At 66.6% G+C, this 23,380-nt stretch carries 19 protein-coding genes; 10 read left to right on the top strand and 9 right to left on the bottom strand.

What is annotated here, in order from left to right:
- The first annotated feature begins 61 nt into the window (after positions 1-61).
- Positions 62-982 carry a M14 family metallopeptidase gene (locus K5L94_RS13175; protein ID WP_274510634.1) on the top strand — a complete coding sequence of 307 codons (921 nt, stop codon included), beginning with the start codon at positions 62-64 and terminating at the stop codon, positions 980-982.
- A 73-nt stretch (positions 983-1,055) separates the two neighbouring features.
- Here the strand turns inward: K5L94_RS13175 and K5L94_RS13170 are convergent, their stop codons facing one another.
- Complete coding sequence (locus K5L94_RS13170) at positions 1,056-1,907, bottom strand: LysR family transcriptional regulator (RefSeq protein WP_053449984.1); 852 nt, start codon at positions 1,905-1,907, stop codon at positions 1,056-1,058.
- Positions 1,908-2,067: 160 nt separating this feature from the next.
- On the opposite strand from K5L94_RS13170, the gene K5L94_RS13165 reads away from it, so the two are divergent.
- Entirely contained in the window at positions 2,068-2,421 is a 354-nt protein-coding gene (locus K5L94_RS13165; protein ID WP_053449983.1) for an SMR family transporter, read from the top strand.
- Positions 2,421-2,744, top strand: coding sequence for a DMT family transporter (locus tag K5L94_RS13160; protein ID WP_053512188.1), 324 nt, complete (start codon positions 2,421-2,423; stop codon positions 2,742-2,744). The genes K5L94_RS13165 and K5L94_RS13160 overlap by 1 nt, the downstream gene beginning before the upstream one ends.
- 164 nt (positions 2,745-2,908) lie before the next feature.
- On the opposite strand, the gene K5L94_RS13155 is transcribed toward K5L94_RS13160, so the two are convergent.
- The 3 genes from K5L94_RS13155 to K5L94_RS13145 all read right to left on the bottom strand — a co-directional run bounded on the left by K5L94_RS13155 (position 2,909) and on the right by K5L94_RS13145 (position 7,385).
- Entirely contained in the window at positions 2,909-5,857 is a 2,949-nt protein-coding gene (locus K5L94_RS13155; protein WP_274510633.1) for a TonB-dependent receptor domain-containing protein, read from the bottom strand.
- Positions 5,858-5,925: 68 nt separating this feature from the next.
- Positions 5,926-6,870 carry a FecR family protein gene (locus K5L94_RS13150; RefSeq protein WP_274510632.1) on the bottom strand — a complete coding sequence of 315 codons (945 nt, stop codon included), beginning with the start codon at positions 6,868-6,870 and terminating at the stop codon, positions 5,926-5,928.
- The gene (locus K5L94_RS13145) at positions 6,867-7,385 is read right to left on the bottom strand and encodes a sigma-70 family RNA polymerase sigma factor (RefSeq protein WP_008264921.1); all 519 of its coding nucleotides are present in this window, start codon (positions 7,383-7,385) and stop codon (positions 6,867-6,869) included. The genes K5L94_RS13150 and K5L94_RS13145 overlap by 4 nt, the downstream gene beginning before the upstream one ends.
- A 148-nt stretch (positions 7,386-7,533) precedes the next feature.
- Between K5L94_RS13145 and K5L94_RS13140 the strand changes: the two genes are divergently transcribed.
- Both K5L94_RS13140 and betT read left to right on the top strand, forming a co-directional pair.
- Complete coding sequence (locus K5L94_RS13140) at positions 7,534-7,914, top strand: VOC family protein (protein WP_006450259.1); 381 nt, start codon at positions 7,534-7,536, stop codon at positions 7,912-7,914.
- Positions 7,915-8,060: 146 nt separating this feature from the next.
- Positions 8,061-10,040, top strand: a complete 1,980-nt coding sequence (betT, locus tag K5L94_RS13135; protein WP_274510631.1) for a choline BCCT transporter BetT — start codon at positions 8,061-8,063, stop codon at positions 10,038-10,040.
- 57 nt (positions 10,041-10,097) lie between these two features.
- Here the strand turns inward: betT and K5L94_RS13130 are convergent, their stop codons facing one another.
- Both K5L94_RS13130 and K5L94_RS13125 read right to left on the bottom strand, forming a co-directional pair.
- Positions 10,098-12,722, bottom strand: coding sequence for a TonB-dependent receptor (locus K5L94_RS13130; RefSeq protein ID WP_053449978.1), 2,625 nt, complete (start codon positions 12,720-12,722; stop codon positions 10,098-10,100).
- Between the two features lie 197 nt (positions 12,723-12,919).
- Positions 12,920-13,897 carry a zinc-binding dehydrogenase gene (locus tag K5L94_RS13125; RefSeq protein ID WP_053449977.1) on the bottom strand — a complete coding sequence of 326 codons (978 nt, stop codon included), beginning with the start codon at positions 13,895-13,897 and terminating at the stop codon, positions 12,920-12,922.
- A gap of 432 nt (positions 13,898-14,329) precedes the next feature.
- Between K5L94_RS13125 and K5L94_RS13120 the strand changes: the two genes are divergently transcribed.
- From K5L94_RS13120 to K5L94_RS13105, 4 genes are all read left to right on the top strand, one after another.
- On the top strand, positions 14,330-16,693 hold the full coding sequence (locus K5L94_RS13120) for a ribonucleoside-diphosphate reductase subunit alpha (protein ID WP_053449976.1): 2,364 nt from the start codon (positions 14,330-14,332) through the stop codon (positions 16,691-16,693).
- A 61-nt stretch (positions 16,694-16,754) separates the two neighbouring features.
- The gene (locus K5L94_RS13115) at positions 16,755-17,795 is read left to right on the top strand and encodes a ribonucleotide-diphosphate reductase subunit beta (protein ID WP_008267116.1); all 1,041 of its coding nucleotides are present in this window, start codon (positions 16,755-16,757) and stop codon (positions 17,793-17,795) included.
- A 25-nt stretch (positions 17,796-17,820) separates the two neighbouring features.
- On the top strand, positions 17,821-18,288 hold the full coding sequence (locus K5L94_RS13110) for a flavodoxin (protein WP_080374929.1): 468 nt from the start codon (positions 17,821-17,823) through the stop codon (positions 18,286-18,288).
- Positions 18,260-18,586, top strand: a complete 327-nt coding sequence (locus K5L94_RS13105) for a thioredoxin family protein (protein WP_006450185.1) — start codon at positions 18,260-18,262, stop codon at positions 18,584-18,586. Before K5L94_RS13110 ends, K5L94_RS13105 begins: the two co-directional genes overlap by 29 nt.
- A 92-nt stretch (positions 18,587-18,678) precedes the next feature.
- On the opposite strand, the gene K5L94_RS13100 is transcribed toward K5L94_RS13105, so the two are convergent.
- Complete coding sequence (locus tag K5L94_RS13100) at positions 18,679-20,010, bottom strand: Nramp family divalent metal transporter (RefSeq protein WP_274510630.1); 1,332 nt, start codon at positions 20,008-20,010, stop codon at positions 18,679-18,681.
- Between the two features lie 117 nt (positions 20,011-20,127).
- On the opposite strand from K5L94_RS13100, the gene mntR reads away from it, so the two are divergent.
- Positions 20,128-20,598 (top strand): manganese-binding transcriptional regulator MntR, encoded by a 471-nt coding sequence (gene mntR, locus K5L94_RS13095; protein ID WP_049457402.1) that lies wholly within the window; start codon positions 20,128-20,130, stop codon positions 20,596-20,598.
- Between the two features lie 66 nt (positions 20,599-20,664).
- On the opposite strand, the gene K5L94_RS13090 is transcribed toward mntR, so the two are convergent.
- Together K5L94_RS13090 and K5L94_RS13085 are read right to left on the bottom strand one after the other, a co-directional pair.
- The gene (locus K5L94_RS13090) at positions 20,665-21,213 is read right to left on the bottom strand and encodes a thioredoxin-like domain-containing protein (protein ID WP_053449972.1); all 549 of its coding nucleotides are present in this window, start codon (positions 21,211-21,213) and stop codon (positions 20,665-20,667) included.
- Positions 21,203-23,362: a TonB-dependent receptor plug domain-containing protein gene (locus K5L94_RS13085; protein WP_053449971.1), complete on the bottom strand. Its 2,160-nt coding sequence runs from the start codon at positions 23,360-23,362 to the stop codon at positions 21,203-21,205. The genes K5L94_RS13090 and K5L94_RS13085 overlap by 11 nt, the downstream gene beginning before the upstream one ends.
- Positions 23,363-23,380 lie beyond the last annotated feature (18 nt).

Here is a 23,380-nt window from a genome sequence, read left to right as displayed (position 1 = left end):
GTTCATGCCGATGACCGGGTGGTAGAGTGATGGATTGCTTCCTGACTCGCTGAGATCCGCCATGTCCCAAGCCGCTTTCTACCCCGTCGGAACCCCTGGCCAGCCGTGGGGAGCGGCGGAACGGGACCAGTGGCGTGGCCGCCAGCAGCGCCTGCGTCGCTATGACCAGGAGGTGTTGCCGCGCATCGAGGCCCTGGCCTCGCGCTTCGACAAGGTGGCTTATGGCCAGCTCGACTACGCGGGCGAGACCTACACCCTGTTTGCCCTGCGCAGCCGTGACTGGAGTCCGGCCCTGCCGGCCGCGCTGGTCACCGGTGGCGTGCACGGCTATGAGACCAGCGGCGTGATGGGTGCGCTGGAGTTCCTCGAGAAGCACGCCGCCGACTATGCCGGCAAGGCCAACCTGCTGGTGGCGCCGTGCGTGAACCCGTGGGGCTTTGAGCGCATCAACCGCTGGAACTTCGATGCGATCGACCCCAACCGCAATTTCCGCGCCGACGGCCCGGCGCGAGAGTCGACCGCCGTGATCGAACTGATCGCGCCCTACCAGGGCCAGTTCGTGCTGCACATCGACCTGCATGAAACCACCGACAGCGACGAGAGCGAGTTCCGCCCGGCCCTGGCGGCGCGTGATGGCAAGCCGTTCGAGCCGGGCCTGATCCCGGATGGCTTCTACCTGGTCGACGACACCGCGAACCCGCAGCCGGCGTTCCAGCAGGCGGTGATCGCCGCGGTGGAGAAGGTCACCCACATCGCCCCGGCCGACGACAAGGGCGAAATCATCGGTTCGCCGGTGGTCGCCCATGGCGTGATCGAGTACCCGCTGGAGAAGCTGGCGCTGTGCGCGGGCATCACCGGTGCGAAGTACACCACCACCACCGAGGTCTACCCGGACAGCCCGCGCGCCACGCCGCAGCAGTGCAACGACGCACAGGTGGCCGCAGTGTGCTCGGCCCTGGACTACGCACTCGCCCATCGTTGACGAAAAAGGGGACGGAGGGAATTAAGTCGTTTGTGGCACAAACGACTTAATTCCCTCCGTCCCCTTTTTCGGTTCACCCCAACGCGTCGACCCACCACAGGGCGGCCGGACCCGGCGGCGTGTCGCGGCGCCACAGCAGGTCGCTGTGGATACGCCGTGGCCAGCCGGGCAGGGTCAGTTCCACCAGCTGCCCACGGTCATAGCGCTGTACCAGCGCGCGTGGCAGTTCGGCCCAGCCGATGCCGTCCTCGGTCATCTCCATCACCATCAGGTAGTCGGTGGCGGTCCACGCCAGCCCGGTGGCTGCACGTGCATGTTCGACCTCGGCGCTCAATCGCACCTGCCGGTACCGGGCCAGCTGGGCTGCCGCGCGGCGGCCGGCGTCGGCCAGCGGATGGTCGCGCGCCACATAGATCGATAGTTCGCTGTGGTGGGCCAGCGGTCGGGCCACCAGTTCATCGGGATAGCGTTCCTGCCTGGGCAGCAGGCCCAGGCCGGCCCTGCCGCTGCATACAACTTCCAGCACGTCCTCACCTTCGGCATCCAGCCATTCCAGCTCGATTTCCGGGAACGCCTCCGCAAACCGTTGCAGGACCCGCAGCTCCGGATCAAGCTGGTAGACATCGGAGAACACCACGGTCAGGCGCGCTTCGACCGGTGCGGCCAGGCGCACGCTCAACTGCTGAAGGCGCACATCGGCGGCGAGGATCTCCTGGGCATGCCCGAGCACCTGTCGGCCGGCTTCGGTCAGCTGTGGGTAGCGCCCACTGCGGTCGAACAGGCTCACGCCCAGGTCGGCTTCGAGGTGGGCGATGGCGGTGCTGACCGTCGACTGGGTCTTGCGCAGCCGGCGCGCTGCCGCCGAGAACGAGCCGAGCGCTGCGGCTTCGACGAAGGCCTGCAGGGATTCAGGAGAGTAGGGCATTGATCCATCGCTCTTGTCGATGGAATCCATTTTGATCCCACCGTAAAAGACGATGATACTGCCGGTCGTCGCCCCTGTCTGTGGGGCGTTCCGGATCATCCACGCATGGCGTGGATCTACTGATGGCGGGGCGCGGTCCCCGCCCTGCAAGGAGTTTCACATGTCCCGCACTGTTCCCGCCCGTGGCGCGCTGGTCGCTTGGGCCTGCCTGACCGTGGCGATCGTCGCCGAAGTGGTCGGTACCTCGTTCATGGCCCATGCCGCCCGTGATGGCGGCTGGACCGGTTACCTGGTCATGGCTGGCGCGCTGGCGCTGTCCTATTACTTCCTGGCGCTCTCGGTGCGTCGCATCGCGGTCGGCGTGGCCTATGCGGTGTGGGAAGGCCTCGGCCTGACCCTGCTGACCGTGGTCGGCGTCACCGTGTTCGGCGAGAGCCTGTCATTGCAGCAGCTGGCCGGCCTGGTGCTGGCGGTGGTCGGCATCGTCTGCGTCACCCTCGGGGAGGCGCACTGATGAACACCCTGGCCCTGTTTTTCGTGATCTGTTCGGCCTTGATCGACGTCGCCGCCAACATGATGGTGGCCAAGTCGGAAGGCTTCCGCCGCTGGCGCTGGGGTGTTGCGGCGATCGTCATGGTCTGGATCGCCTTCGCCCTGCTGGGCCAGGCGGTGCGCTACATGGACCTGGCCACCGCCTATGCGATGTGGGGTGCGATCGGTGTGATCGGTACCGCTACCTGCGGCCGCCTGCTGTTCGGCAACCGCCTGCGTCCGATCGGTTGGGTCGGCATCGCGCTGGTCACGTTCGCGGTGCTGCTGCTCAGTACCGCGAAGTAGTTCGTCGCTGTGCCAACCAAGGTTGGCACCCACCAGAGCTGAGCCGCTGTGCCAACCAAGGTTGGTGCCTACCAGAACCACGGTTGGCAGCTACCAGCGCGTGAGCCGCCGCAAGCAAGCGCCCCGGGGAGGACCTCTCCGGGGCGCTGTCGTATCCGCAGGGCTCAGAAGCGTGCGGTGAAGTTCAGCCGCGTGGTGCGGCCCGGGCCTGGCATCAGGCTCATCGCCAGCGTGTCCATGTAGTAGGTGTTGCGCAGGTTGCTGACCACCAGTTCCACCTCGGCTTTCGGGGTGAACTGCCAGCGCGCGTAGAAGTCATAGATCGCGGTGGGCAGGTAGATGTTCTGCAGGCCGGTCGAACCGGTCGTGTTCCAGGGCTTGTCCAGTTCATGGGTGGGGCCACTGTTGTAGGTGCGGCGAATGCCGGTATCCAGGCGGCGGTCGAACAGGCGGAAGCCCAGCGTGCTGTGGATCGAGTACTTCGGCGGGTTCTGCGCGTTGACGAACGAGGTACCGAAGCCGCCGTCCACGCAGTCCGGCGTGGTATCCAGCTTGCTCCACTTGGCATACGGGTCTTCGCGCAGGCGCTTGGCGGTGGCCGCATCGCAGGTGCGTGCGCGCTGGTAGTAGCTGGCCGACAGGTCCAGGTAGGCAATGCCGGCGTCATAGCCCGACTGCAGCTCGTAGCCGGACACCGTGTAGTTGTCGACGTTGTCGACGTAGAACGCCCAGTTGCTGGAATCGAAGCGGCGGGTGATCGCGTTGTCGATATCGTTCTTGAACCAGGCCACCTTGAACGCCAGGCGGTCACCTTCGCGCCAGAGGTCCTGCTTGAGCAGGCTGAAGCCGATGTCCCAGGAGCGGTTCTTTTCCGGCTTGAGGTCGGCCACTGGCGCCGAGGTGCTGTTGCCCAGTGTCGATTCGAACAGGCTGGGCATCTTCCAGCCCTGCGCGTACTTCACGTAGAAGAACATGTCCTCATCGAGGTTGAAGCGAGCCTCGGCATAAGGCGCGAAGCCATGGCCGGAGCGGCGGATCGCCGGCTTGTAGCCCCACGCGGTGGGAATCTGCTTGGTGTAGAAGCCATTGGCGCCGCGCGGATCGGGAATGAAGCCATCGAAGTCATAGGCCTGGCCCAGCGTGCTGTCGCCATAGGGCGTGGCACGTAGCGAGTCATACGTGTAGTTGCCCTGTGCGTCCGGGTACCACTCCTTGTACCAGCCCGGCAGCAGCTGGCCGCCTTTGCTCAGGCGCGCGAAGGTGTAGCGCAGGTCGCGCGATTCGCTGACGAAGGCCACGCGGTTGCGGTCACGGGTGCGGTAGTCGATGAAGCGCCCGCCCGCGGTCAGCGACAGCCAGTCCCACGGCTGCCACTGCAGCGAGGCGACGACGCTGGCTTCGCGGCGCGTGCCCGAGCGCAGGTAGCGGTTGTTGTTGTAGTCCACCGGCAGCACCGGCGAGTTCGGCGCGGTGTCCTCATGCTGGAAGGCGGCACCGTAGCGCAGCGTCCACTCACCCAGACCGTTGCTGAAGCGGGTGGTGTTGCTGCTGTCCAGACCCCAGCGCTGGGTCTTCACGTCCGACTGCAGGCCCGGGCCGTAGGTCTCGCCCAGCGTGTCGGGCATCGCGTCGCCCGGATAGTTCTTGAACAGCGGCGTGTTGGCGATGTTGCTGTTGAACATGCGGCTGGTGGCGGTGGTGAGCCACAGCGTGCTGCTCAGGTCCAGCCACGGGTGTGCCTCGGGCCGGTAGCGGTGGCGCAGCGAGGTGGCATTGACCCGCATTTTCCCGGGCTCGAACTGGAACATGGTGTTGGCCTTGTCCACGTAGGTCACCCATTCGTTGGACTCGCCCACGCGGCCGATCGCCGACGGCATGATCTCGCCGAAGCTGGAGTTGAAGAAGCGGTGGCTCAGCTCCAGGCGCTGGTCGGGGTCGGGTGTCCAGGTGAATTTCAGCAGTGCCGATTCGTTGTCGGTATGCGTGTTGAGTACCTCATCGCCTGGATGGAAGAGCTTGGACACCGCCTGGCTGGACATGCCGGTGCCGCCGCTGGACAGGTGCTGGTCGTCGTAGCGGTGCGCGCCGTTGCTGCCGGCAAAGTAGTTGCCCTGGCGGCGACGTGCATAGGCGGCCACCAGCTGCCAGTCTTCGCCGCGCTGGGCGAAGGCCACGCTGCCATTCCAGTCACGCGGGTCGCGCAGGCTGTTGCGGTTGTCGCTGCCACGCGCTACCTGCTTGAACACGCGCGTGCGGTCGATACTGTTGTCGGCCACGCCGCCGCGCACGCGCAGGCCCCAGTCCTGCCCATCGTCGAGGATGTCATCGACGTTCAGCGTTTCCATGTAGACCACGCCGCCGATCGCGCTGGCGGCATTGGCGGCCAGGCTCGGTCCCTTCTCGATGCTGACCGCGCTGATCAGGTCCGGATCGAGGTAGCTGCGCTGCTGCACGCCGGCATAGCCGCGGTACACGTCGATGGCCTGCTGGCCGCCGTCGATGATCACCGGCACCCGATTCTGCCCCTGCAGGCCGCGGATGTTGACGTCCAGCGCGCCGCCATTGCGGACGTCAGCGGTGTGCACGCCGACCGCGCCGGCCAGCACGTCGCCGATCGACTGGCCGCGGAAGCGCTCCAGCTGCTGGCGGTCCAGGTGCACGCGCGAGCCGCTGTCACGGTAGACCGCATCGGCATCGGACAGGCCCCACGGCGAAGCGCCTTCGCTGGCCTGGCCAGCCACGCGCAGGGTGCCGATCTGGCGCACCGCTGCCTCGGCGTTGGGTGCCGCCTGCAGCACCACGCCGCTGGCATCCCGCTGGAAGGTCAGGCCGGTACCGGCCAGCAGCTGTGCCAGTGCGGCATCGGCGCCGAGCGTGGCCTGCACGCCGTTGCTGTGGCGGCCCCGGGTCAGGCGCGCGTCGGCGGCGATGGACAGGCCCGATTGCTGGCCGAATGCGGTCAGGGCCCGGTCGAGCGCACCCGCGGGGATCTGCCAGCGAACGGCAGCAGCGGTGTCCTGTGCATGGGCGGGGGCCGGCAACAGGCACGGGGTGGTCAGGGCCAGGCACAGCGCGATGGCCAGCGGGCGAGGGGAGGGGCAGGGTAGTTTCATGGGGGCGGCAACATCCGCAATGGGTTCCCTTGTAGTGCCCGCCGAGCGCGCAGAAAGGGAACCACGAATCACCCGGGACGCACGACGGTCCACCACGGCCAGCGCTGCTCGATGCGGATCGGCAGGGCGCGGGCCAGCAGCTGCAGGGCCTGCAGGCTGTCCAGGCGTGGCAGTACGGCGGTGACGTTCAATGTGGTGAGCGCCGGATCACACCCGAGGTAGCCGCGATGGTGGCGGGCCAATTCGTCGATGACGCGGATCAGGGGCACGTCCTGCACCTGCAGTCGGCCGTCCTGCCAGTCGCCACGCAGCGGATCGGCATCGATCGGTGACAGTCCGCCCATTGGACCGATCCGTACCGCCTCGCCTGCGGGTACGTCCTGCGCCGCGCCGAACAGCGGCAGGCAGCGCACCACGCCTTCGAAAACATCCAGGCGGCTGTCCTGTGCCTCGCGGCCGACCGCGAAGCGGGTGCCGATCGGCTGCAGGCGCGCGCCCGGTACATGCACCGACAGCGGCAGATGGGCAAATGCGGGCAGATGCCCGGTCTGCAGCAGCAGTTCGCCGCGCAGCAGGTGGAGGTCGCGGAGGCCGTTGCCGATGTCGATCGACACTTCACTGTCGGCGTTGAGCCACAGCCGGCTGCCATCGGCCAGGGTCCAATGCCCCGTGTGTCCGGCGGCGGTGCGCTGCGTCTGCAGGCCGCGCTGCAGCTGCACGGCATGCAGGCCGAGCAACGAGAAGGCGCCAAGGCCGAGGGCGCCGCCGAGCCCGCGCAGTGCCTGCCGGCGGCGACGGCCAGCGGCGTCCACCGCCCTCGCTGCCGCGGGAGCCGACAACGGCGCGAACGACTGCCAGACCGACTCGACCCGCTGCCAGGCATCGGCGTGGCCGGCATCGGCGTGCAGCCATGCGCGCCAGCGCTGCTGGTCGCCGTCACTCCAGCCCTGCTGGCGCAGCGCGAACCACTCCGCGGCCTGTTCCAGCGCCGGGCTGGCGAGCGCGCTGCTCATGCCGTGGCGTCGCCGGACAAGCGCAGGCAATGCAGCATCGCCTGCGCCATGTACTTCTTGACCATCCGCTCGGACACGCCCAGCTGCTGGCCGATCTCCGCATAGCCGAGTCCGGACAGCCGTGCCAGCAGGAAGGCGCGCCGCGGTCGCTCGGCCAGGCCGGACAGCATGTCGGCGATGGCATGCAGCAGCTGCAATGCCTGCGTGCGTTCCTCCGCAGACGGGTGCACCGGCTCCGGTTGCGCGGCCAGCGCGGCCAGATAGGCACGCTCCAGGTCGGCGCGCTGCCAATGGTTGACCAGCAGCGCGTGCGCGATGGTGCTGAGGTAGGCACGCGGCAGGCGCAGCTCGGCCGGATCGACGCGACGGCTGAGCAGGCGCAGGAAGGTGTCCTGGGTCAGGTCGGCAGCGCAATCGGCGTTGTGGGTGCGGCGGCGCAGCCAGCCCAGCAGCCAACCATGGTGTTCGCGGTAGAACCCCGCCAGCGCAGTGCTGGAGGCGGCGGGCACGGCCATCGGCATTGATCATTAATGAGAATGATTCCCATTATAGAATGATCGTGCGTCACTCGACAAACCTTGTGCAGCCAGGGCGCGAGGAGGGGGGATTTGCGATGCGCCCCTGCGCTCGCCGACACTGCGGTTTTCCACAAGGAGTGTCCGCATGTTCAGCCACATCACTGTTGGAACGAACGACATGGAGGCCGCGCACCGCTTCTATGAGGCCCTGTTCACCGCCCTCGGTGCGCGCCCGGGGGTGTTCGACGACAAGGGTCGCCTGGTGTACTTCAAGGACGGCCGGATGTTCATCGTCACCGCCCCCATCGACGGTGAGCCGGCGTGCCATGCCAACGGCGGCACCATCGGCTTCACCCTGGACAGTGCCGAGGCCGTGCGCGGCTGGCAGGACGCCGGCGTGGCCCATGGCGGCACCGCCATCGAAGATCCGGCCGGCATCCGCAACATGGCCGGACGCCAGTTGTTCCTGGCCTACCTGCGCGATCCAGACGGCAACAAGCTGTGCGCGGTGCATGTGATGTCGTGATGCAAGGCGCGCACAGCGGCGCGCGCGCGATAGCACGAAAGCGCGCGCGCGGGCCGTGACCCGCGGCCGCGACTTCATGCTCTGTCCACTGCGGTTCAGCCAGAATCGGTCGGCTAATCCTTTGATCTGCCGGAGAACGCCGCCCCATGGAAGCCCTGGAGCCGCAACAATCCCCGGTGCGCACCCTTCGGCCTGTGTTCGCCTTCGCGGCGATCGTTGTCGTGGCGTTCGCGCTGTTCGTCAGCCTGTTTCCGCTGGGTGCGGGCCGCCTGCTGGTCAAGGCCCAGGACTGGGCCGCGCTCAATGTCGGCTGGTACTACCTGCTGGCGATGACCTTGTACCTGGTATTCGTGGTCGGCGTGGCGCTTTCCAAGTATGGCGGCATCAAGCTTGGTGCCGACCATGACGAGCCGGAGTTCAGCTATCTGTCCTGGGCCGGCATGCTGTTCGCCGCGGGCATCAGCATCACCCTGTTCTTCTTCTGCGTGTCTGAACCACTGACCCATTACCTGCAGCCGCCGCAGGGTGACCCCGCAGCGGGTGAGGCCGGTGCGCGCCAGGCCATGCAGCTGCTGTTCCTGCATTGGGGCCTGCATGGCTGGGGCGTGTTTGCGCTGGCGGCAATGGCGATGGCCTATTTCGCCTACCGCCATAACCTGCCGCTGGCGCTGCGTTCGGCGCTGTACCCGCTGATCGGCAAGCGCATCAACGGCCCGATCGGCTACACCGTGGACGCGCTGGGCATCGTCGCCACCGTGTTCGGCATCGGCGCCGACATGGGCTTCGGCGTACTGCACCTCAATGCCGGCCTGTCGCACCTGTTCAACATCCCGCACTCCAACCTGGTGCAGATCATCCTGGTGGTCAGCATGATGGGCGCGGCGGTGGCCGTGGCTGTTTCCGGCGTGGAGAAGGGCGTGCGCTGGATGGCCAACATCAACATGCTGCTGGCGATCGCGCTGGTGCTGTTCATGCTGTGCGCCGGCCCCACGCAGTACCTGCTCAGCACCTTGATGCAGAACCTGGGCGACTACCTGGGCAGCGTGGTCGGCAAGAGCTTCGACGTGTACGCCTATGGCGGCCGCCCGGAGTGGCTGGGTGGCTGGACGGTGTTCTACTGGGCCTGGTGGATCGGCTGGGCGCCGTTCGTCGGCCTGTTCATCGCGCGCATCTCGCGTGGCCGCACCATCCGCGAATTCGTGTTCGGCGTGTTGCTGATACCGCTCGGTTTCACCCTGGCATGGCTGTCGATCTTCGGCAACAGCGCGCTGGACCAGGTGCTGCACCACGGCCAGCAACAGCTGGCGCAGCTGGCCGTGGATGATCCACCGACGGTGCTGTATGCGCTGCTGGATGGCTACCCATGGAGCCGCACGGTGATTGCGGTGACGGTGCTGGTCAGCTTCATCTTCTTCGTCACTTCGGCCGACTCGGGGGCAGTAGTGCTGTCCACGCTGTCCTCGCATGGCGGTGCGCCGGAGGATGACGGCCCGCGCTGGCTGCGTGTGTTCTGGGGCACGGTGATCGCGGTGCTGACCGCCGGCCTGCTGCTGGCCGGCAGTATCGATGCGCTGAAATCGGCGGTGGTGCTGGCGTCGCTGCCGTTCTCGGCGGTGCTGTTGCTGATGATGTGGGGCCTGACCCGCGCCTTCAGTGACGAATCGCATCGCAAGCGCGCGCTGCAGTACCGGCCATCGCCGCTGATCGGCGATGACCGCCACCACCAGGGCTGGCGCCAGCGCCTGAGCCAGGCGATGCACTTCCCGGTGCGCGATCAGGTCTACCGCTTCATGGACGACACGGTGAAGCCGGCGATGGAAGCGGTGGCCGAGCAGCTGCGCGGGCAGGGCTGGGACGTGACCACCCGCTTCGAAGCGGGTGACATGGAGCTGTCGGTCAACCACGGCGAACAGCAGGACTTCCTGTACCGGGTGATCCTGAGTGGCTACCTGACGCCGTCGTTCGCCGCGCAGCAGCTGCGCAACCAGCGCTACTACCGCGCCGAGGTGCATCTGTTCGAGGGCAGCCAGGACTACGACCTGGTCGGCTACAGCCGCAAGCAGATCATCAACGACATCATCAGCCAGTACGAACGGCACCTGCAGTTCCTGCACCTGAGCCGTTGATGCACGACCGCTGTGGTGGGTGCGGACCGTTGGTCCGCACACCCTTGTAGAGCCGCATCAGAACCGGTAGCGCGCCCCCAGCGAGACGAACTGCCCGCGCAGGTTGTACTGGCTGATGTCGAAGCCGCTGGAGCCGCCAGCCGGGTCGAACGGCGGGTCCTTGTCGGTCAGGTTCAGCACCGACAGCGACAGCGTGGTGTTGGCAATGCCTTCGTACGCCACGTACAGATCCAATTGGTGATACGGCTTGATGCGGTCGCGCAGCCCCGGATTGCTGGTGGCCGTCGCCACACGCTGGTCGTAGCCACTCACGTACTGCAGGCTCAGCGTGCTGCTCCAGTCGCCGACCGCCCAGTTCAACGACGTGGTGCCGCGGGTGCGCGGCAGTGCGCCGTGGCGGTTGTTGCCGGCCCCGTCATAGGGCGCCTGGCCGGCCACCAGCGGCTGCTTGAAGCTGAGCAGGTGGGTCCAGCTGCCGGCGAGGGTGAAGTTGCCCCAACCGTCGGTGCGGAAGGTGCGGCTGGCGTCGAGGTCCAGCCCCGAGGTGGTCAGTTCGCCCTGGTTGGCGTACTGGTTGGTGATGAACTGGATGCGTCCGTTCTCGCGTTGTACGCGGCCCGGGAACAGGGTCGGGTTGTCGACGATGAACTGCGCACTGTCAGGCTTGACCAGGTTGTCCTGTTCGATGCGGTACCAGTCCAGGCCGATGCTGGTATCGCCATCCGGCGACCACACCGCACCCACGTTGAAATTGCGCGAGCGCTCGGCCTTCAGGTCCGGGTTGCCGGTGCGGATGTTGGTCACGCCGCGGCTGCCACCCGGTTGCAGTGGGTCGAACGGATCGATCACCGAGCCGTAGCTGACGGTCTGGCCCGGCGCGATCTCCGGCAGCGACGGCGCGCGGAAGCCGCGCGAGAACGAACCGCGCAGCAACAGGCTGTCCAGCGGCTGCCAGCGCAGCGCGACCTTCGGCGAGAACGCCTTGCCGAAGTCGTCATAGCGGTCGCCGCGGCCGGCAAGCTGCAGTTCCAGCGTGCGGTGCAACGGCACGCTCAGTTCGGCGTATGCGGCGCTGACCTGGCGCTCGCCGTTGACCACGTTGATGGCCGGGCGCAGTTCGGTGCCCGACAGCACCTGCGCGCTGGTACGCGCATCCAGCGATTCCTTGCGGAATTCGGCGCCCCAGGCGAAGCCGACCGTACCGGCCGGCAGCTCCCACAGCGAGGTCGAGGCCTTCACATTCAACGCGTGCAGCTTGTACCAGCCGGGGCGCTTGGTCTGCAGGCGCAGGGCATCGAGCGCGCCCGGCGTGCTGGACGGATTGAGGAAGTTGTAGCTGCCATCGCGCAGGATCTGCTCGAACGCGTAGCGGTTGACGAAGTTGTCGACGTATTCGCGCTGCGCGCTCTGCGAGGTCAGCGCCGCCACCTCCCAGTCCCAGCGTTCGCCACTACCACGCACGCCGGCCAGTGCACGGTAGAACACCTGGGTGTTGTCCTTCAGGCGCGGGCCGAGGTCGAAGAAGGTGTACTCGAATGGCAACGGCGAGTTGCCCGGGTTGTTCGGGTGGCCGACCGGCAGCGCTGCCGACACGTCGATCAGGGTACCGGTGGCCGGGTTGTAGGCGCGCAGGCCGGGGCCGACGGTGAGCGGCGCACTGAAGATCTGGTCGGCCTTGTTGTGGCTGTACAGCACGTCGGCGAACGCTTCGACGCTGTCGTTGAAGCGGTAGGTTGCACTCAACGACGCCTGCAGGCGCTCGGCGCCGGGCTGCAGCGTCTTGAACGGTTGTGCATTGAAGGCGCAGGCCTGGCCGGGCAGGGTGCTGCCGAAATCGCTGTACGGCCGCAACTGGCTGCCATCGGGGCAGTTGGCGAATGGCTGCGGTGCGCGTGGGTTGGACAGCCAGTTGCCACCGGCAGTGGACCAGCCGGCCAGGCGGCCACCGGGCTTGTCGCGGAAATCGCCGCTGCGGGTGTAGGCGCGCTGATCGGCGTCGAGGCGATCTCGCTTGAGCAGGTCCAGCCCGAACAGCACGTTCCAGCCCTGCTGTTCGAGGTCACCGAAGCCGGCCAGCAGGTTGGCCTTGCGTTCGTTCAAGCCGCCCTGGGTAGCAGTACCGAAACCGCCGCCGACCTCCACGCCCTGGAAGTTCTTTCGCAGGATGATGTTGATGACGCCGGCGATGGCATCGGAACCGTACACCGCCGAGGCACCGTCCTTCAGCACTTCGATGCGTTCGACCGCGCTGATCGGCAGCGCGTTGAGGTCGACGAAGGTGTCCTGCGTGTTGAGCGCGAAACCGAAGTTGGACACGCGGTAGCCGTTGACCAGCACCAGCGTGTTCTTCGGCGACAGGCCACGCAGGCCGATCGAGGCCGAGCCGGCGGCGAAACTGCCGGTGTACTGCTCGTCGAAGCTGTTGCCGGCATTGGCCGACAGGTTGCGCAGCACGTCGGTGAGGGTGGAGCGGCCGGTCTGTTCGATCTGTTCGCGGCTCACGATCTGCACCGGGTTGGGCCCGGCGGTATCGCTGCGCTTGATGTTGGAGCCGGTCACCAGCACGGCGCCCAGGGTGGTGCTGTCCTTGCCGGTATCGGCGGTTTCAGCGGCGCCGGCAGCGCCGGCGGAAAGGCCCAGCGCGATGGCGCCGGCAAGCAGGTTCAGGGTAGTGCGGTACATGGAAGCGACAACGCCGAACGGGGGAGGAGCCTCCAGTACCGCACGCAGCTACATGCGCCTTCCAATGACGAAAGCGCATTCAGTTATACATCACAGGTTCTTAACGAAATGACTCGGTGGGTGCGGGCCGTTGGTCCGCACACTGACCGGAAAGCAGCCGAGCATGGCTCGGCTCTACAGAAGGCAATGGCAGCCCATCAAGGCCGCAGCAGCACCTTGCCGCTGCGACCCGAGCCACCCGCGGCCTTCGCTGCCTGGGCAATGTCATCCAATGCGAAGACCCGCTCCACCGGCAGGGTCAGTTCGCCGCCGGCGGCGCGCTTCAGCAGTTCGCCGACCAGCCGCCGCTTGTCCTCCACCGCCATCGCCTGGCTCACCTTGCTGCCCCAGAAGCCCTTCACCGTGGCCTCCTTGTAGATCAGGCCACCGGCGGGGATGTGCATCGGCTGGCCGCTCATCACGCCGAACGAGACCAGGGTGCCGTGGTGGCCAAGCAGGTCGACCAGGTCGCCGCTGGCGTCGCCGCCGATGGAATCGACCGCCGCCGCTGCCTGTGCTTCGCCCGTTGCTGCGCGCACGCGATCCTTCCAGCCGTCCACCGAGGTATCGAACACGTGATCGATGCCGAGTGCCTGCAGCTGCGCCACCGCGTCGGCGTTGCGCACCAGGTTGGTCACGTGCACGCCGCGCGCCCGCGCCAGCATCGCCAGCGACTTGCCGACGGCCCCGTTGGCGGTGTTCTGCACGATCCACTGGCCCGGCTCGACGTGCAGGAACTCCAGCAGCATCAGCGCGCTCAGCGGCATCGCGATCAGCTGTGCGGCCATCTCGTCGGCGATGGCGTCCGGCATCGGAATCACCATGCGCGCCGGTGCGATGAACGCTTCGGCCCAGGTGCCGTGCACCGAGGCGGCGGCCACGCGCTGGCCGATCTGCAGGCCCTCGACCCCTTCGCCAAGCGCATCGACCACGCCCAGTGCCTCACTACCAGCGATGGCCGGCAGGGTCGGCTTGTAGCCATACAGGCCACGCACGGTCAGCAGGTCGTGGTTGTGGATCGAGGCCAGCACGGTACGGATGCGCACCTCGCCGGGGCCGGGTTCGGGCAGGGCCACATCGGCAACGGCAAGGACGTCGGCCGGGTCGGCGAAGGAAGCGTACTGGGCAGCGCGCATGGGCGGTGTTCCGGGGAAAGTGGAGGTTGTATCGAACTGGGGACGAGGGCGCGGTCGACAAGGCGCCGCCGCTGCAACACGGCATCCTGCGACGGATCGTCGCGTCATGTCGTGATTACCTCATCTTGTGTTGACGGCTCGGAATATCCCCACTATGTTGTGGCCGTCACTCCCGGTCAGCCGCCGCCGCCGGACATGCAGCAAACGTCCCGCGGCCCGCCCCTGAAGGCTTGCCGTGTCGACGCGGCCGCCATCGCGCGGACACAGGTCGCCCCCACGGCCCGGATACCGGCCGCAGGCGCAGGCTCTTGCCGACGACCTGATGATCCCGTGCGTTGGCATCCCACCCCGATCGCCCCGTGCGCCGGTATCGCGTGCAGGGCTGCCACGGCATCGACGCCGCTGTGCGTGCGAGCCTGGAGACGCAGGACCATGACCGACAACACCTACCGCGCGGCCGATCTGGCCGGCGCCGGCGACGCTTTGCGCGCTGGCGGCGAGCGCGTGCCGACCTGGATCACCAAGGAGGCCGGCAACCGTCGCCTGCCGTTCGACGCCGAGCGCCTGCAGCGCAGCATCGATACCGTGCACGCGGAGTTCCCGCAGCTGGATGTAAGCGACTATCGCCGCGTGGTGCAGGCGATGGTCGAGCGCAAGCCGAGCCTCAGTGCCGATGACCTGGTCGACCTGCTGATCCGCGAGGCCGAATCGCGCGTGGATCTGGTCGCACCGGAGTGGGAGCAGTTCGCCGCACGCATCTACCTGCGCCGCCTGTACAAGCGCGCCAGCCGCAATCGCTTCTATGACGTCAGCCTGAAGTACGGCTCGTACGTGGGCCTGCAGGAAAGCCTCGCCGACCGTGGCATCTACAGCAACGACATCCTGCGCTGCTATTCCAAGGAAGAGCTGCAGCAGGCCGGCGAGATGATCGAGCCGGAACGCGATCGCCTGTTTGCCTACAACGGCCTGTACCTGCTGGCCACGCGCTACCTGGCCAGCGACCGCAGCCGCGAGGTCTATGAACTGCCGCAGGAGCGCTGGCTGACCATCGCGCTGTACCTGATGCAGGAAGAGAAGCCGCGGGAGCGGCGCATGCAGCTGGTCGGCGAGGCTTACTGGGCGCTGTCGAACCTGTACATGACGGTGGCCACGCCGACCCTGGCCAACGCCGGCAAGGTCGGTGGCCAGCTGTCCAGCTGCTTCATCGACACGGTCGACGACAGCCTGCAGGGCATCTATGACTCCAACACCGATATCGCCCGCGTGTCCAAGCATGGTGGTGGTGTGGGCGCCTACCTGGGCTACGTGCGCAGCAGTGGCGCACCGATCCGTGGCGTGCCCAATTCCTCCGGCGGCGTGGTGCCGTGGATCAAGCAGCTCAACAACACCGCGGTCTCGGTCGACCAGCTCGGCCAGCGCAAGGGCGCGGTGGCGGTGTACCTGGACATCTGGCACCGCGATATCGAGGCTTTCCTCGATCTTCGCCTGAACAATGGTGACCAGCGCCTGCGCGCGCACGATGTGTTCACCTCGGTGTGCGTGCCCGACCTGTTCATGGAAGCGGTCGAACGTCGCGCCGACTGGTACCTGTTCGACCCGCACGAAGTGAAGAGCGCCAAGGGCTGGTACCTGCAGGACTTCTACGATGAGAAGCGCGGCTCGGGCAGCTTCCGCGACCGCTATGCCGAGCTGGTGGCCGACGAGCGCATCAGCCGCCGCACGGTGAAGGCGATCGACCTGTTCAAGCGGATCATGCTCAGCCAGCTGGAGACCGGCAACCCGTTCCTGTTCTACCGCGACGAGGTCAACCGCAAGAACCCGAACAAGCACGCGGGCATGGTCTATTCCAGCAACCTGTGCACCGAGATCCTGCAGAACATGAGCCCGACGCGGATGATCCAGGAGATCGTCAGCGGTGACCAGATCGTCACCACCCGCCGCGCGGGCGACTTCGTGGTCTGCAACCTGTCCTCGATCAACCTCGGCCGTGCGATCAGTGCGCCGGATGACCTGCTGGCCACCGACGTGCTGGAGCGCCTGATCCCGATCCAGGTGCGCATGCTCGACAACGTGATCGACCTCAACGCGTTGCCGGTGCCGCAGGCCACGATCACCAACCGCAAGTACCGCGCCATTGGCCTGGGCACCTTCGGCTGGCACCACCTTCTGGCGCAGCAGGCGATCCAGTGGGAATCGCCGGATTCCGAACAGCTGGCCGACCGCCTGTACGAGCGCATCAACTTCCTGACCATCCAGGCCAGCGCGCAGCTGGCCAAGGAGAAGGGCAGCTACCCGATGTTCGCCGGCAGCGACTGGCACAACGGACGCTACTTCAGTGACCGCGACTACAGCGGCGCGGACTGGGACAGCCTGGCCCGCGAGGTCGCCACGCACGGCCTGCGCAACGGCTGGCTGCTGGCGGTGGCGCCGAACATGAGCACCGCGCAGATTGCCGGTTCCACCGCATCGATCGATCCGATCTACAGCGCGTTCTACTACGAGGAAAAGAAGGATTTCCGGCGGCCGGTGGCCGCACCCGGCCTGTCGCTGGAGACCTGGCCGTACTACGAGAAGGGCGCCTACAAGGTCGACCAGTTCGCCAGCGTGCGCCAGAACGCGCGCCGCCAGCGCCACGTGGACCAGTCGATCAGCTTCAACCTGTACGTGCCAAGCACGATCCGCGCCAGCACGCTGCTGGAGCTGCACCTGAGCGCGTGGCGCGAAGGCCTGAAGACCACCTACTACGTGCGCTCCAACGACATCGACATCAGCGAATGCGAGTGGTGCGCGAGCTGACCAATGGTAGTGCCGGCCGCTGGCCGGCAACACGGTAGAAATAGAACGAAGGCAGAAAACCATGGCAACCCCCCTCGACCGCATCAAGATCCTCGAACCGCGTCATCCCAACCGCAGCACGGGGATCATCAACGGACGCACCAGTGGCATCCTGAACTGGAACGACATTCCGTATCCGTCGTTCTATCGGGCCTACAAGGAACTGTCGACCAACTTCTGGATCCCCGACGAAGTCGACATGAAGGCCGACGCGCGCCAGTACGGCGAGCTGTCCGGGCGCGAGAAGAATGCCTACGACTCGATCATCGGCCTGCTCGCCACGCTGGATTCGCCGCAGACCCGCTTCATCTACAACGTGGCCGAGTACATCACCGATCCGGCCGCGCATGCCAACGCGGCGATCATCGGCCAGCAGGAGGTGATCCACAACGAGAGCTACAGCTATGTGCTGGCCTCGATCACCGACCTGCCGAACCAGAACCGCGTGTTCGAGCTGGCGCGCACCCATCCGACCATCATCAAGCGCAATGCGCCCATCATGGGCGCGTATGACGACTTCATGCGCGAGAAGACCGCCGAGACGCTGCTGAAGTCGCTGATCCAGTCCTCGATCCTGGAAGGCATCAATTTCTATTCCGGTTTCGCGTACTTCTACAACATGGTGCGGCAGAACCGCATGACCGGCACCGGCAAGATCATCAGCTTCATCAACCGCGACGAGCTGGCCCACACCAAGTTCATCAGCGAGCTGATCCGCGCCATCATCGGCGAGAACCCGGAGCTGCAGACCAACGAACTGACCGCCTATGTGCACCAGGCGTTCGAGCATGCCATCGAGCTGGAGACCCAGTGGTCGTCGGAAGTGCTGGATGGCATCGACGGCATCGATGTGGAGGAGATGACGCGCTACGTGAAGTACCGGGCCAACAAGATGGCCGGCATGCTCGGCATCGAGCGCCTGTACAGCGACACCACCGACAACGTGATGCCGTGGATCAAGGCCTACGCCGACAACTTCACCGAGACCAAGACCGACTTCTTCGAGATGCGCAATGCAAGTTACAAGAAGACCAACGTCGACAACGGCTTCGACGACCTCTGAGCCCGGCGCGGCGCTGAGGATCCTGGTGGTGGTGGCCTCGCTGAGTGGCAACACCCGCGAGCTTGGCCGGCAGATTGCCGGGCGCTGCCGCGCTGCGGGCCACGCTGTGCACTGGCAGGAGGCGGATGACCTGCGCCAGGCGCCGCCCTTGGCGGCCGACGAGGCCGACCTGGTGCTGCTGGGCTGCTGGACCGACAACGCCGGCCGCACGCCTGCGGAAATGAAGGCTTGGGTGGCCGGCATCGCCGAGCGCGGCGAGCGGCCGCGCCAGCTGGCGGTGTTCGGAACCGGCGAGACACAGTGGGGGCAGGAGTACTACTGCGGCGCCGTGCACCGCTTGATCCGTTATTTCGGCAGCGACTACCCGCCGCTGGAGATCGAACAGATGCCGCATGGCGAGCGCCATGCCGCGGCCATCGAGGCCTGGACCGATGCGGTCCTGGCCCATTACTGGAGCAACACCGATGCAGATCATCGACGCCACCACGCCTGAGCAGTTCCAGCAGCTGCTGGCCGAACACCCGCGGGTGCTGGTGGACTTCCACAAGGACCAGTGCCCGGGATGCCGGATGCTGGAAATGTCGCTGCATCGGGTGGCGAACAGTGTGGCGGGGCAGGGCACGACCCTGTTGCGGGTGCAGCTGGAGGTGCTGGGCGAGGCGTTCTTCAGGGAACTGGGGCTGCGGCAGACGCCGACGCTGTCGCTGTTCCGTGACGGAGACGAACGACAGCGCCTGCCTGGATTCCAATCGCCGCAGCAGATTGAAGCGGCTATCGCGTTGTATCTGTAGGCCGCGATCCCGGCTTTTGTAGAGTCGAGCCATGCTCGACTGTTGTTCGCACGGTGCGCGATGAGTCGAGCATGGCTCGACTCTACAACGGGCTATGCGCCGGCGAAGGTATCCACCAGCAGCTTCACGTTCAACACCACGATCACCAGCGCGATGACCCACGCGATGCTGCCCAGCCAGCGTGGCGCCACCAGTGCGCCCATCGTCACCTTGTCGGTCACGATCCGCACCAGCGGAATGATCGCGAACGGCAGCTGCATCGACAGCACCACCTGGCTCAGCACCAGCAGCTTTACCGCGCCCTGGTCGCCGAACAGCACGATCACCACCACCACCGGAATGATCGCCAGCGCCCGGGTGATCAAGCGCCGCAGCCACGGCGGCAGGCGCAGGTGCAGGAAGCCTTCCATCACGATCTGCCCGGCCAGCGTGGCGGTCACCGTGGAGTTCAGTCCCGAGGCCAGCAGGGCGATCGCAAAGAGGGTGGCCGCCGCGCCCACGCCCAGCATCGGTGCCAGCAACTGGTGCGCCTGCTCGATGTCTTCCACATCAAAGCGGCCGTTGGCGTGGAACACCGCCGCGGCCAGGATCAGGATGCTGGCATTGATGAACAGCGCGAGGGTCAGCGCGATGGTGCTGTCGGTGACTGCCCAACGCAACGCGCTGCGACGCCCTTCATCGGTGCGCGGGTAGGCGCGGGTCTGCACGATGGACGAATGCAGGTACAGGTTGTGTGGCATCACCGTGGCGCCGATGATGCCGATGGCGATGTACAGCGCATGCGGATCGGTCACCACCTGCGCACGCGGGATGAAGCCGCCGAGTACCGCCATCACCGGTGGCGCGGCCATTGCGATCTGCACCACGAAGCAGGCGAAGATCACCATCAGCAGCGCGATCACGAAGGCTTCCAGTGCACGGAAGCCGCGGTTCATCAGCAACAGCACCAGCAGCGTATCCAGCGCGGTGATCACTGCGCCCCACAGCAGTGGCAGGTCGAACAGCAGTTTCAGCGCGATCGCGGTGCCGATCACCTCGGCCAGGTCGCAGGCAATGATCGCCGCTTCGCACAGCGCCCATAGCGCCAGGTTCACCGGCTTGGGGTAGCGCGCGCGGCAGGCCTGGGCCAGGTCCATGCCGGTGGCGATGCCGAGCCGCGCCGACAGCGCCTGCAGGATCACCGCCATCAGGTTGGAAATGAGGATGACCGACAGCAGCAGGTAGCCGAAGCGCGAGCCGCCGGCCAGATCGGTGGCCCAGTTGCCCGGGTCCATGTAGCCGACCGAGATCATGTAGCCCGGGCCGAGGAAGGCCAGCAGGCGGAACCACCAATGGCCCTTGTCAGGCACCGCTACAGACGCGTTGAGCGCGCCCAGGCTGGCCGGAGTGGAGGCCGAAGGGTCGCGGGGCGCCAGGGTGTTCATGGGTCCGAATATAGCTCCTGCTATAGTCATTAGCAATGTGAAACAATCGTCTTTATCGCGTTACTGGTCCAGAATTCAGGTTCAACACCGGAGTACACCGGAAGGACAGGCGCAGGCGTGGGCAAGACCGACGATTCGACATCGCTGAAGAGCACCCCCTTGATCGAGGCCGAGCGCCAGGTCGAGAGCTTCCGGCAGGTACGCGAGGCGCACCGGATGGAGCTGGTGGAGGACTATGTCGAGCTGATCTCGGACCTGCTGGCCGACGGCGGCGAGGCCCGCCAGGTCGACATCGCCACGCGCCTGGGCGTGGCCCAGCCGACGGTGGCGAAGATGCTGCGGCGCCTGGCCCGTGACGGCTGGGTGGTGCAGCGGCCGTACCGTGGCGTGTTCCTGACCCCGGAAGGCGAGGCGCTGGCGCAGGCCAGCCGCCAGCGCCATCAGACCGTGGAGCGTTTCCTGTTGGCGCTGGGCGTGGACGCGGATACCGCGCGCCGTGATGCCGAGGGCATCGAGCACCATGTCAGCGAACAGACGCTGGCGTTGTTCGAGGCGTTCGTGCGCAAGGCCGAGGGCGGGGCGCCGTAGCGGAAGCACCGGGCAATGCCCGCCGGCATTTCGCGCGATGCGTGCTGAGTCGGGCATGGCTCGACGCTACAGATCAGGCGGGCAACGGGCCTGTTGTTGCGCGCACGCCTGCGTCGTCCATTCCTTCAACACCGGCTGCAGTCCTTCGTAGCGCCGGCCTTGCCAGCCATTGGCAAGCACCTTGCCATCGGCGTCGATCAGCACAAGATTGGGCGGGCCCAGCCCCGCCAGGGCCTGCAGCGCGGGCATCCGCCTGGCGCGGCGCGGGTCGAGCACCGGCCACGGCATGTCCTGCGCGTGCATGTAGCGCCGCAACGCGGCCTCGCTTTCGTCCAGGCTGACGTACACCACTTCGGTATCGGCGCCGGCTTCGCGCAGGGCATCGCGTACGCTGCGCAGGGTCGGTACGAAGGCATGGCAGGGCGCGCACCAGTCGGCACCGAAATACAGTGCCACCAGTTTCGGCGGCGGTGACCACTGCATCGGCCGCAGCGATCGCTGCTCGGGACGCATCAACGAGGCGGAAACCTGCGCGTGCAGGTCCGTCGCCATCGCCGGCGCGGCGAGCAGCAGCGCGCCCGCCAGCAACAGTGTTCGCAGTGTATCAGAACGCATAGCGCAGGTTGACGTACCACGAGCGCGCAAAGCGCGGCCCGTAGACGTAGTCGCTGTCACGCAGTGCACCGGTTTCCAGGTCCTTCTGGCGCTGGTCGAACACATTCTTGACGCCTGCCGCCACCGACACTTCCTGCTGAGCCTGCGCGCCCAGATGCCGGTGCCAGCGTGCACCGAGATCGGTGACCAGGAATGCGCGGGTGCGATGCAGTTCGCCCAGCCGGTTGTTCAGCACCGACATCGGGCCGGTGTGGCGCAGCGCCACGAAGGTTTCCCACGGCTCGGCCGGCATCCAGCTGAGCTGGGCCAGCCCGGTCCAGCGCGGTGTCTTCAGGTAATCGCGGCTCTCGATGACGGTGTCGCCGCCCTCGCCGGTGTCGTCGAAGATGCGCTGCGGTTCGCGGAAGCGCGAGCGATACCATGAGGCGCCGGCGGTCAGCCGCCACTGCGGCGAAGGTTGCCAGCCGAGATTGGTTTCCGCGCCCAGCACGTTGGAGCCGGAGGCGTTGTAACGCAGCTGGCTCAGCTGGCCGTCATCAGCGCGCTGGATCTCGCCCAGTGCGAAGGTGTCGCGGATGCGCGCATACGAGGCGGTGGCATCCCAGCTCCAGACCGGGTTGGCCGGGTCCGAACGCCAGTCAAAGCCGAACAGCGTGGTCAACGCGCGCTCTTCCTTCAGGCCGTCGGTGTTGTGCACGCGCACCTGTTCGCCGCCGAGGGTATCCACGTGCACGTCCTCGACGAAGATTTCCGGTGCACGGAAACCGGTGGCGATGCCGGCGCGCCATTTCAGGTTCGGCGTGGCCTGCCAGGCCAGCGCGATGCGCGGCGAGAACACCGCATTGTCCAGTTCGGAGCTCTTGTCCACACGCGCGCCGAGTACAAGGTCCACGTTGTCACGCAGGCTCCACTCGTCCTGGATGAAGGCGCCCAGGTTGTGGAAGGTCGCATCCTCCAGTACCGCAAGGCGCTGCCCGGCGCCGTTGCGGTTGTCGTCGCGCAGCGCCTCGTGCTTGTACTGCACACCGAAGGCCAACGCGTGCGCGCCCAGTCGCCAGTTCAACTGGCTGTCGATGTAGTGCAGCGGGTTGTGGGTGCGGCCGTACTGGCGCCACGAACGCGAGGCGGCACTGCCGGCCACGTTCGGGTCCAGCTGCGACGGGTCATAGCCCGGCGCCGATGGATCGGTGACCACGTCGCCGAGGCCGCCATAGAAGCTGTCGCGATCAATGTCGGCGAACGCATAGGCCAGACGGAAATCGACGTCGGCATTGATTTCCTGATCCCAGGACACGCTGCCACGGCGATACTTCGTATCCAGCGATTCGGCGATGTTGGCCAGGTATTCGGGCTGGTCCAGGCGGTTGCCGCCGCGGCGGGTTTCGTCGGTCACCTGCAGGTCCAGGCGCAGCCGCGTGCCCGGCGTGGGCGCATACCAGGCCTGCAGCCCGCCGACCTTGAGGTTCTTGCGGGTGATCTCGGTATAGCCGTCGCCGTTGTAGTCGATGCCGCTGTTCCAGTTGCGCTGTGCGATCACCGACAGCCCGGCGTCGGAATCTTTCGCGACCAGGTCCAGGCGCACATCAGCGTTCTTCTGCGGCGTGCCCTTCAATACATCCACGCCCGCCTGCACATGCCCCCCACTGCGTGCCGGCAGCGGCGGGATCAGGTTGATCACACCGGCCACTGCGCCCGGGCCGTACAGCGCCGAGCCACCGCCCTTGACCACTTCGATGCGGTCGACGAAGCCGGCCGGAATCTGTTCCAGCCCGTACACGCTGCCGAGTGTGGACAGCAGCGGAATGCCATCGAACAGTAGCTGGTTGTAGGCGCCGGGCAGGCCCAGCAGCTGCACTTCGCTGGTGTTGCAGTTCTGGCAGTTGCTTTCCACGCGCAGGCCGTTGATCAGTTCGGCGGCACGCGAGAAATCGGTGGCCGCACGCAGTGCGATGTCCTCTTTGCGCAGGACCTCGGTGCGGATCGGCACGTCCGACAGCAGGCGTTCGCTGCGGGTGGCGGTACTGACCTTGACCTGCACGCGGTCCAGTTCGGTCGGCTTCGGTGAGGCGGCCAGTGCAGGCAGCGGCAGGATCAGGGCGATGGCGGCGGCCAGAGGCAGCCGATGGAAGAGCGGGGTGGCAACGTGCATGCGGGCGTCGTCCTTGGG

The organism is Stenotrophomonas forensis (assembly GCF_028752115.1).
Classification (GTDB): domain Bacteria; phylum Pseudomonadota; class Gammaproteobacteria; order Xanthomonadales; family Xanthomonadaceae; genus Stenotrophomonas; species Stenotrophomonas forensis.
Note: the sequence above shows the minus strand (reverse complement) of the source record. Positions and strands in the feature narration are given on the sequence as shown.

Bases quoted from the DNA above. Each gene is read 5' to 3' on its own strand.
- K5L94_RS13160 (WP_053512188.1), top strand. From the start codon at position 2,421: ATGAACACCCTGGCCCTGTTTTTCGTGATCTGTTCGGCCTTGATCGAC.
- K5L94_RS13120 (WP_053449976.1), top strand. From the start codon at position 14,330: ATGACCGACAACACCTACCGCGCGGCCGATCTGGCCGGCGCCGGCGAC.
- K5L94_RS13100 (WP_274510630.1), bottom strand. From the start codon at position 20,010: ATGAACACCCTGGCGCCCCGCGACCCTTCGGCCTCCACTCCGGCCAGC.
- K5L94_RS13145 (WP_008264921.1), bottom strand. From the start codon at position 7,385: ATGGCCGTGCCCGCCGCCTCCAGCACTGCGCTGGCGGGGTTCTACCGC.
- K5L94_RS13115 (WP_008267116.1), top strand. From the start codon at position 16,755: ATGGCAACCCCCCTCGACCGCATCAAGATCCTCGAACCGCGTCATCCC.
- K5L94_RS13140 (WP_006450259.1), top strand. From the start codon at position 7,534: ATGTTCAGCCACATCACTGTTGGAACGAACGACATGGAGGCCGCGCAC.
- K5L94_RS13165 (WP_053449983.1), top strand. From the start codon at position 2,068: ATGTCCCGCACTGTTCCCGCCCGTGGCGCGCTGGTCGCTTGGGCCTGC.
- K5L94_RS13085 (WP_053449971.1), bottom strand. From the start codon at position 23,362: ATGCACGTTGCCACCCCGCTCTTCCATCGGCTGCCTCTGGCCGCCGCC.
- K5L94_RS13150 (WP_274510632.1), bottom strand. From the start codon at position 6,870: ATGAGCAGCGCGCTCGCCAGCCCGGCGCTGGAACAGGCCGCGGAGTGG.
- K5L94_RS13130 (WP_053449978.1), bottom strand. From the start codon at position 12,722: ATGTACCGCACTACCCTGAACCTGCTTGCCGGCGCCATCGCGCTGGGC.
- K5L94_RS13105 (WP_006450185.1), top strand. From the start codon at position 18,260: ATGCAGATCATCGACGCCACCACGCCTGAGCAGTTCCAGCAGCTGCTG.
- K5L94_RS13170 (WP_053449984.1), bottom strand. From the start codon at position 1,907: ATGCCCTACTCTCCTGAATCCCTGCAGGCCTTCGTCGAAGCCGCAGCG.
- betT (WP_274510631.1), top strand. From the start codon at position 8,061: ATGGAAGCCCTGGAGCCGCAACAATCCCCGGTGCGCACCCTTCGGCCT.
- K5L94_RS13155 (WP_274510633.1), bottom strand. From the start codon at position 5,857: ATGAAACTACCCTGCCCCTCCCCTCGCCCGCTGGCCATCGCGCTGTGC.
- K5L94_RS13125 (WP_053449977.1), bottom strand. From the start codon at position 13,897: ATGCGCGCTGCCCAGTACGCTTCCTTCGCCGACCCGGCCGACGTCCTT.
- K5L94_RS13090 (WP_053449972.1), bottom strand. From the start codon at position 21,213: ATGCGTTCTGATACACTGCGAACACTGTTGCTGGCGGGCGCGCTGCTG.
- K5L94_RS13175 (WP_274510634.1), top strand. From the start codon at position 62: ATGTCCCAAGCCGCTTTCTACCCCGTCGGAACCCCTGGCCAGCCGTGG.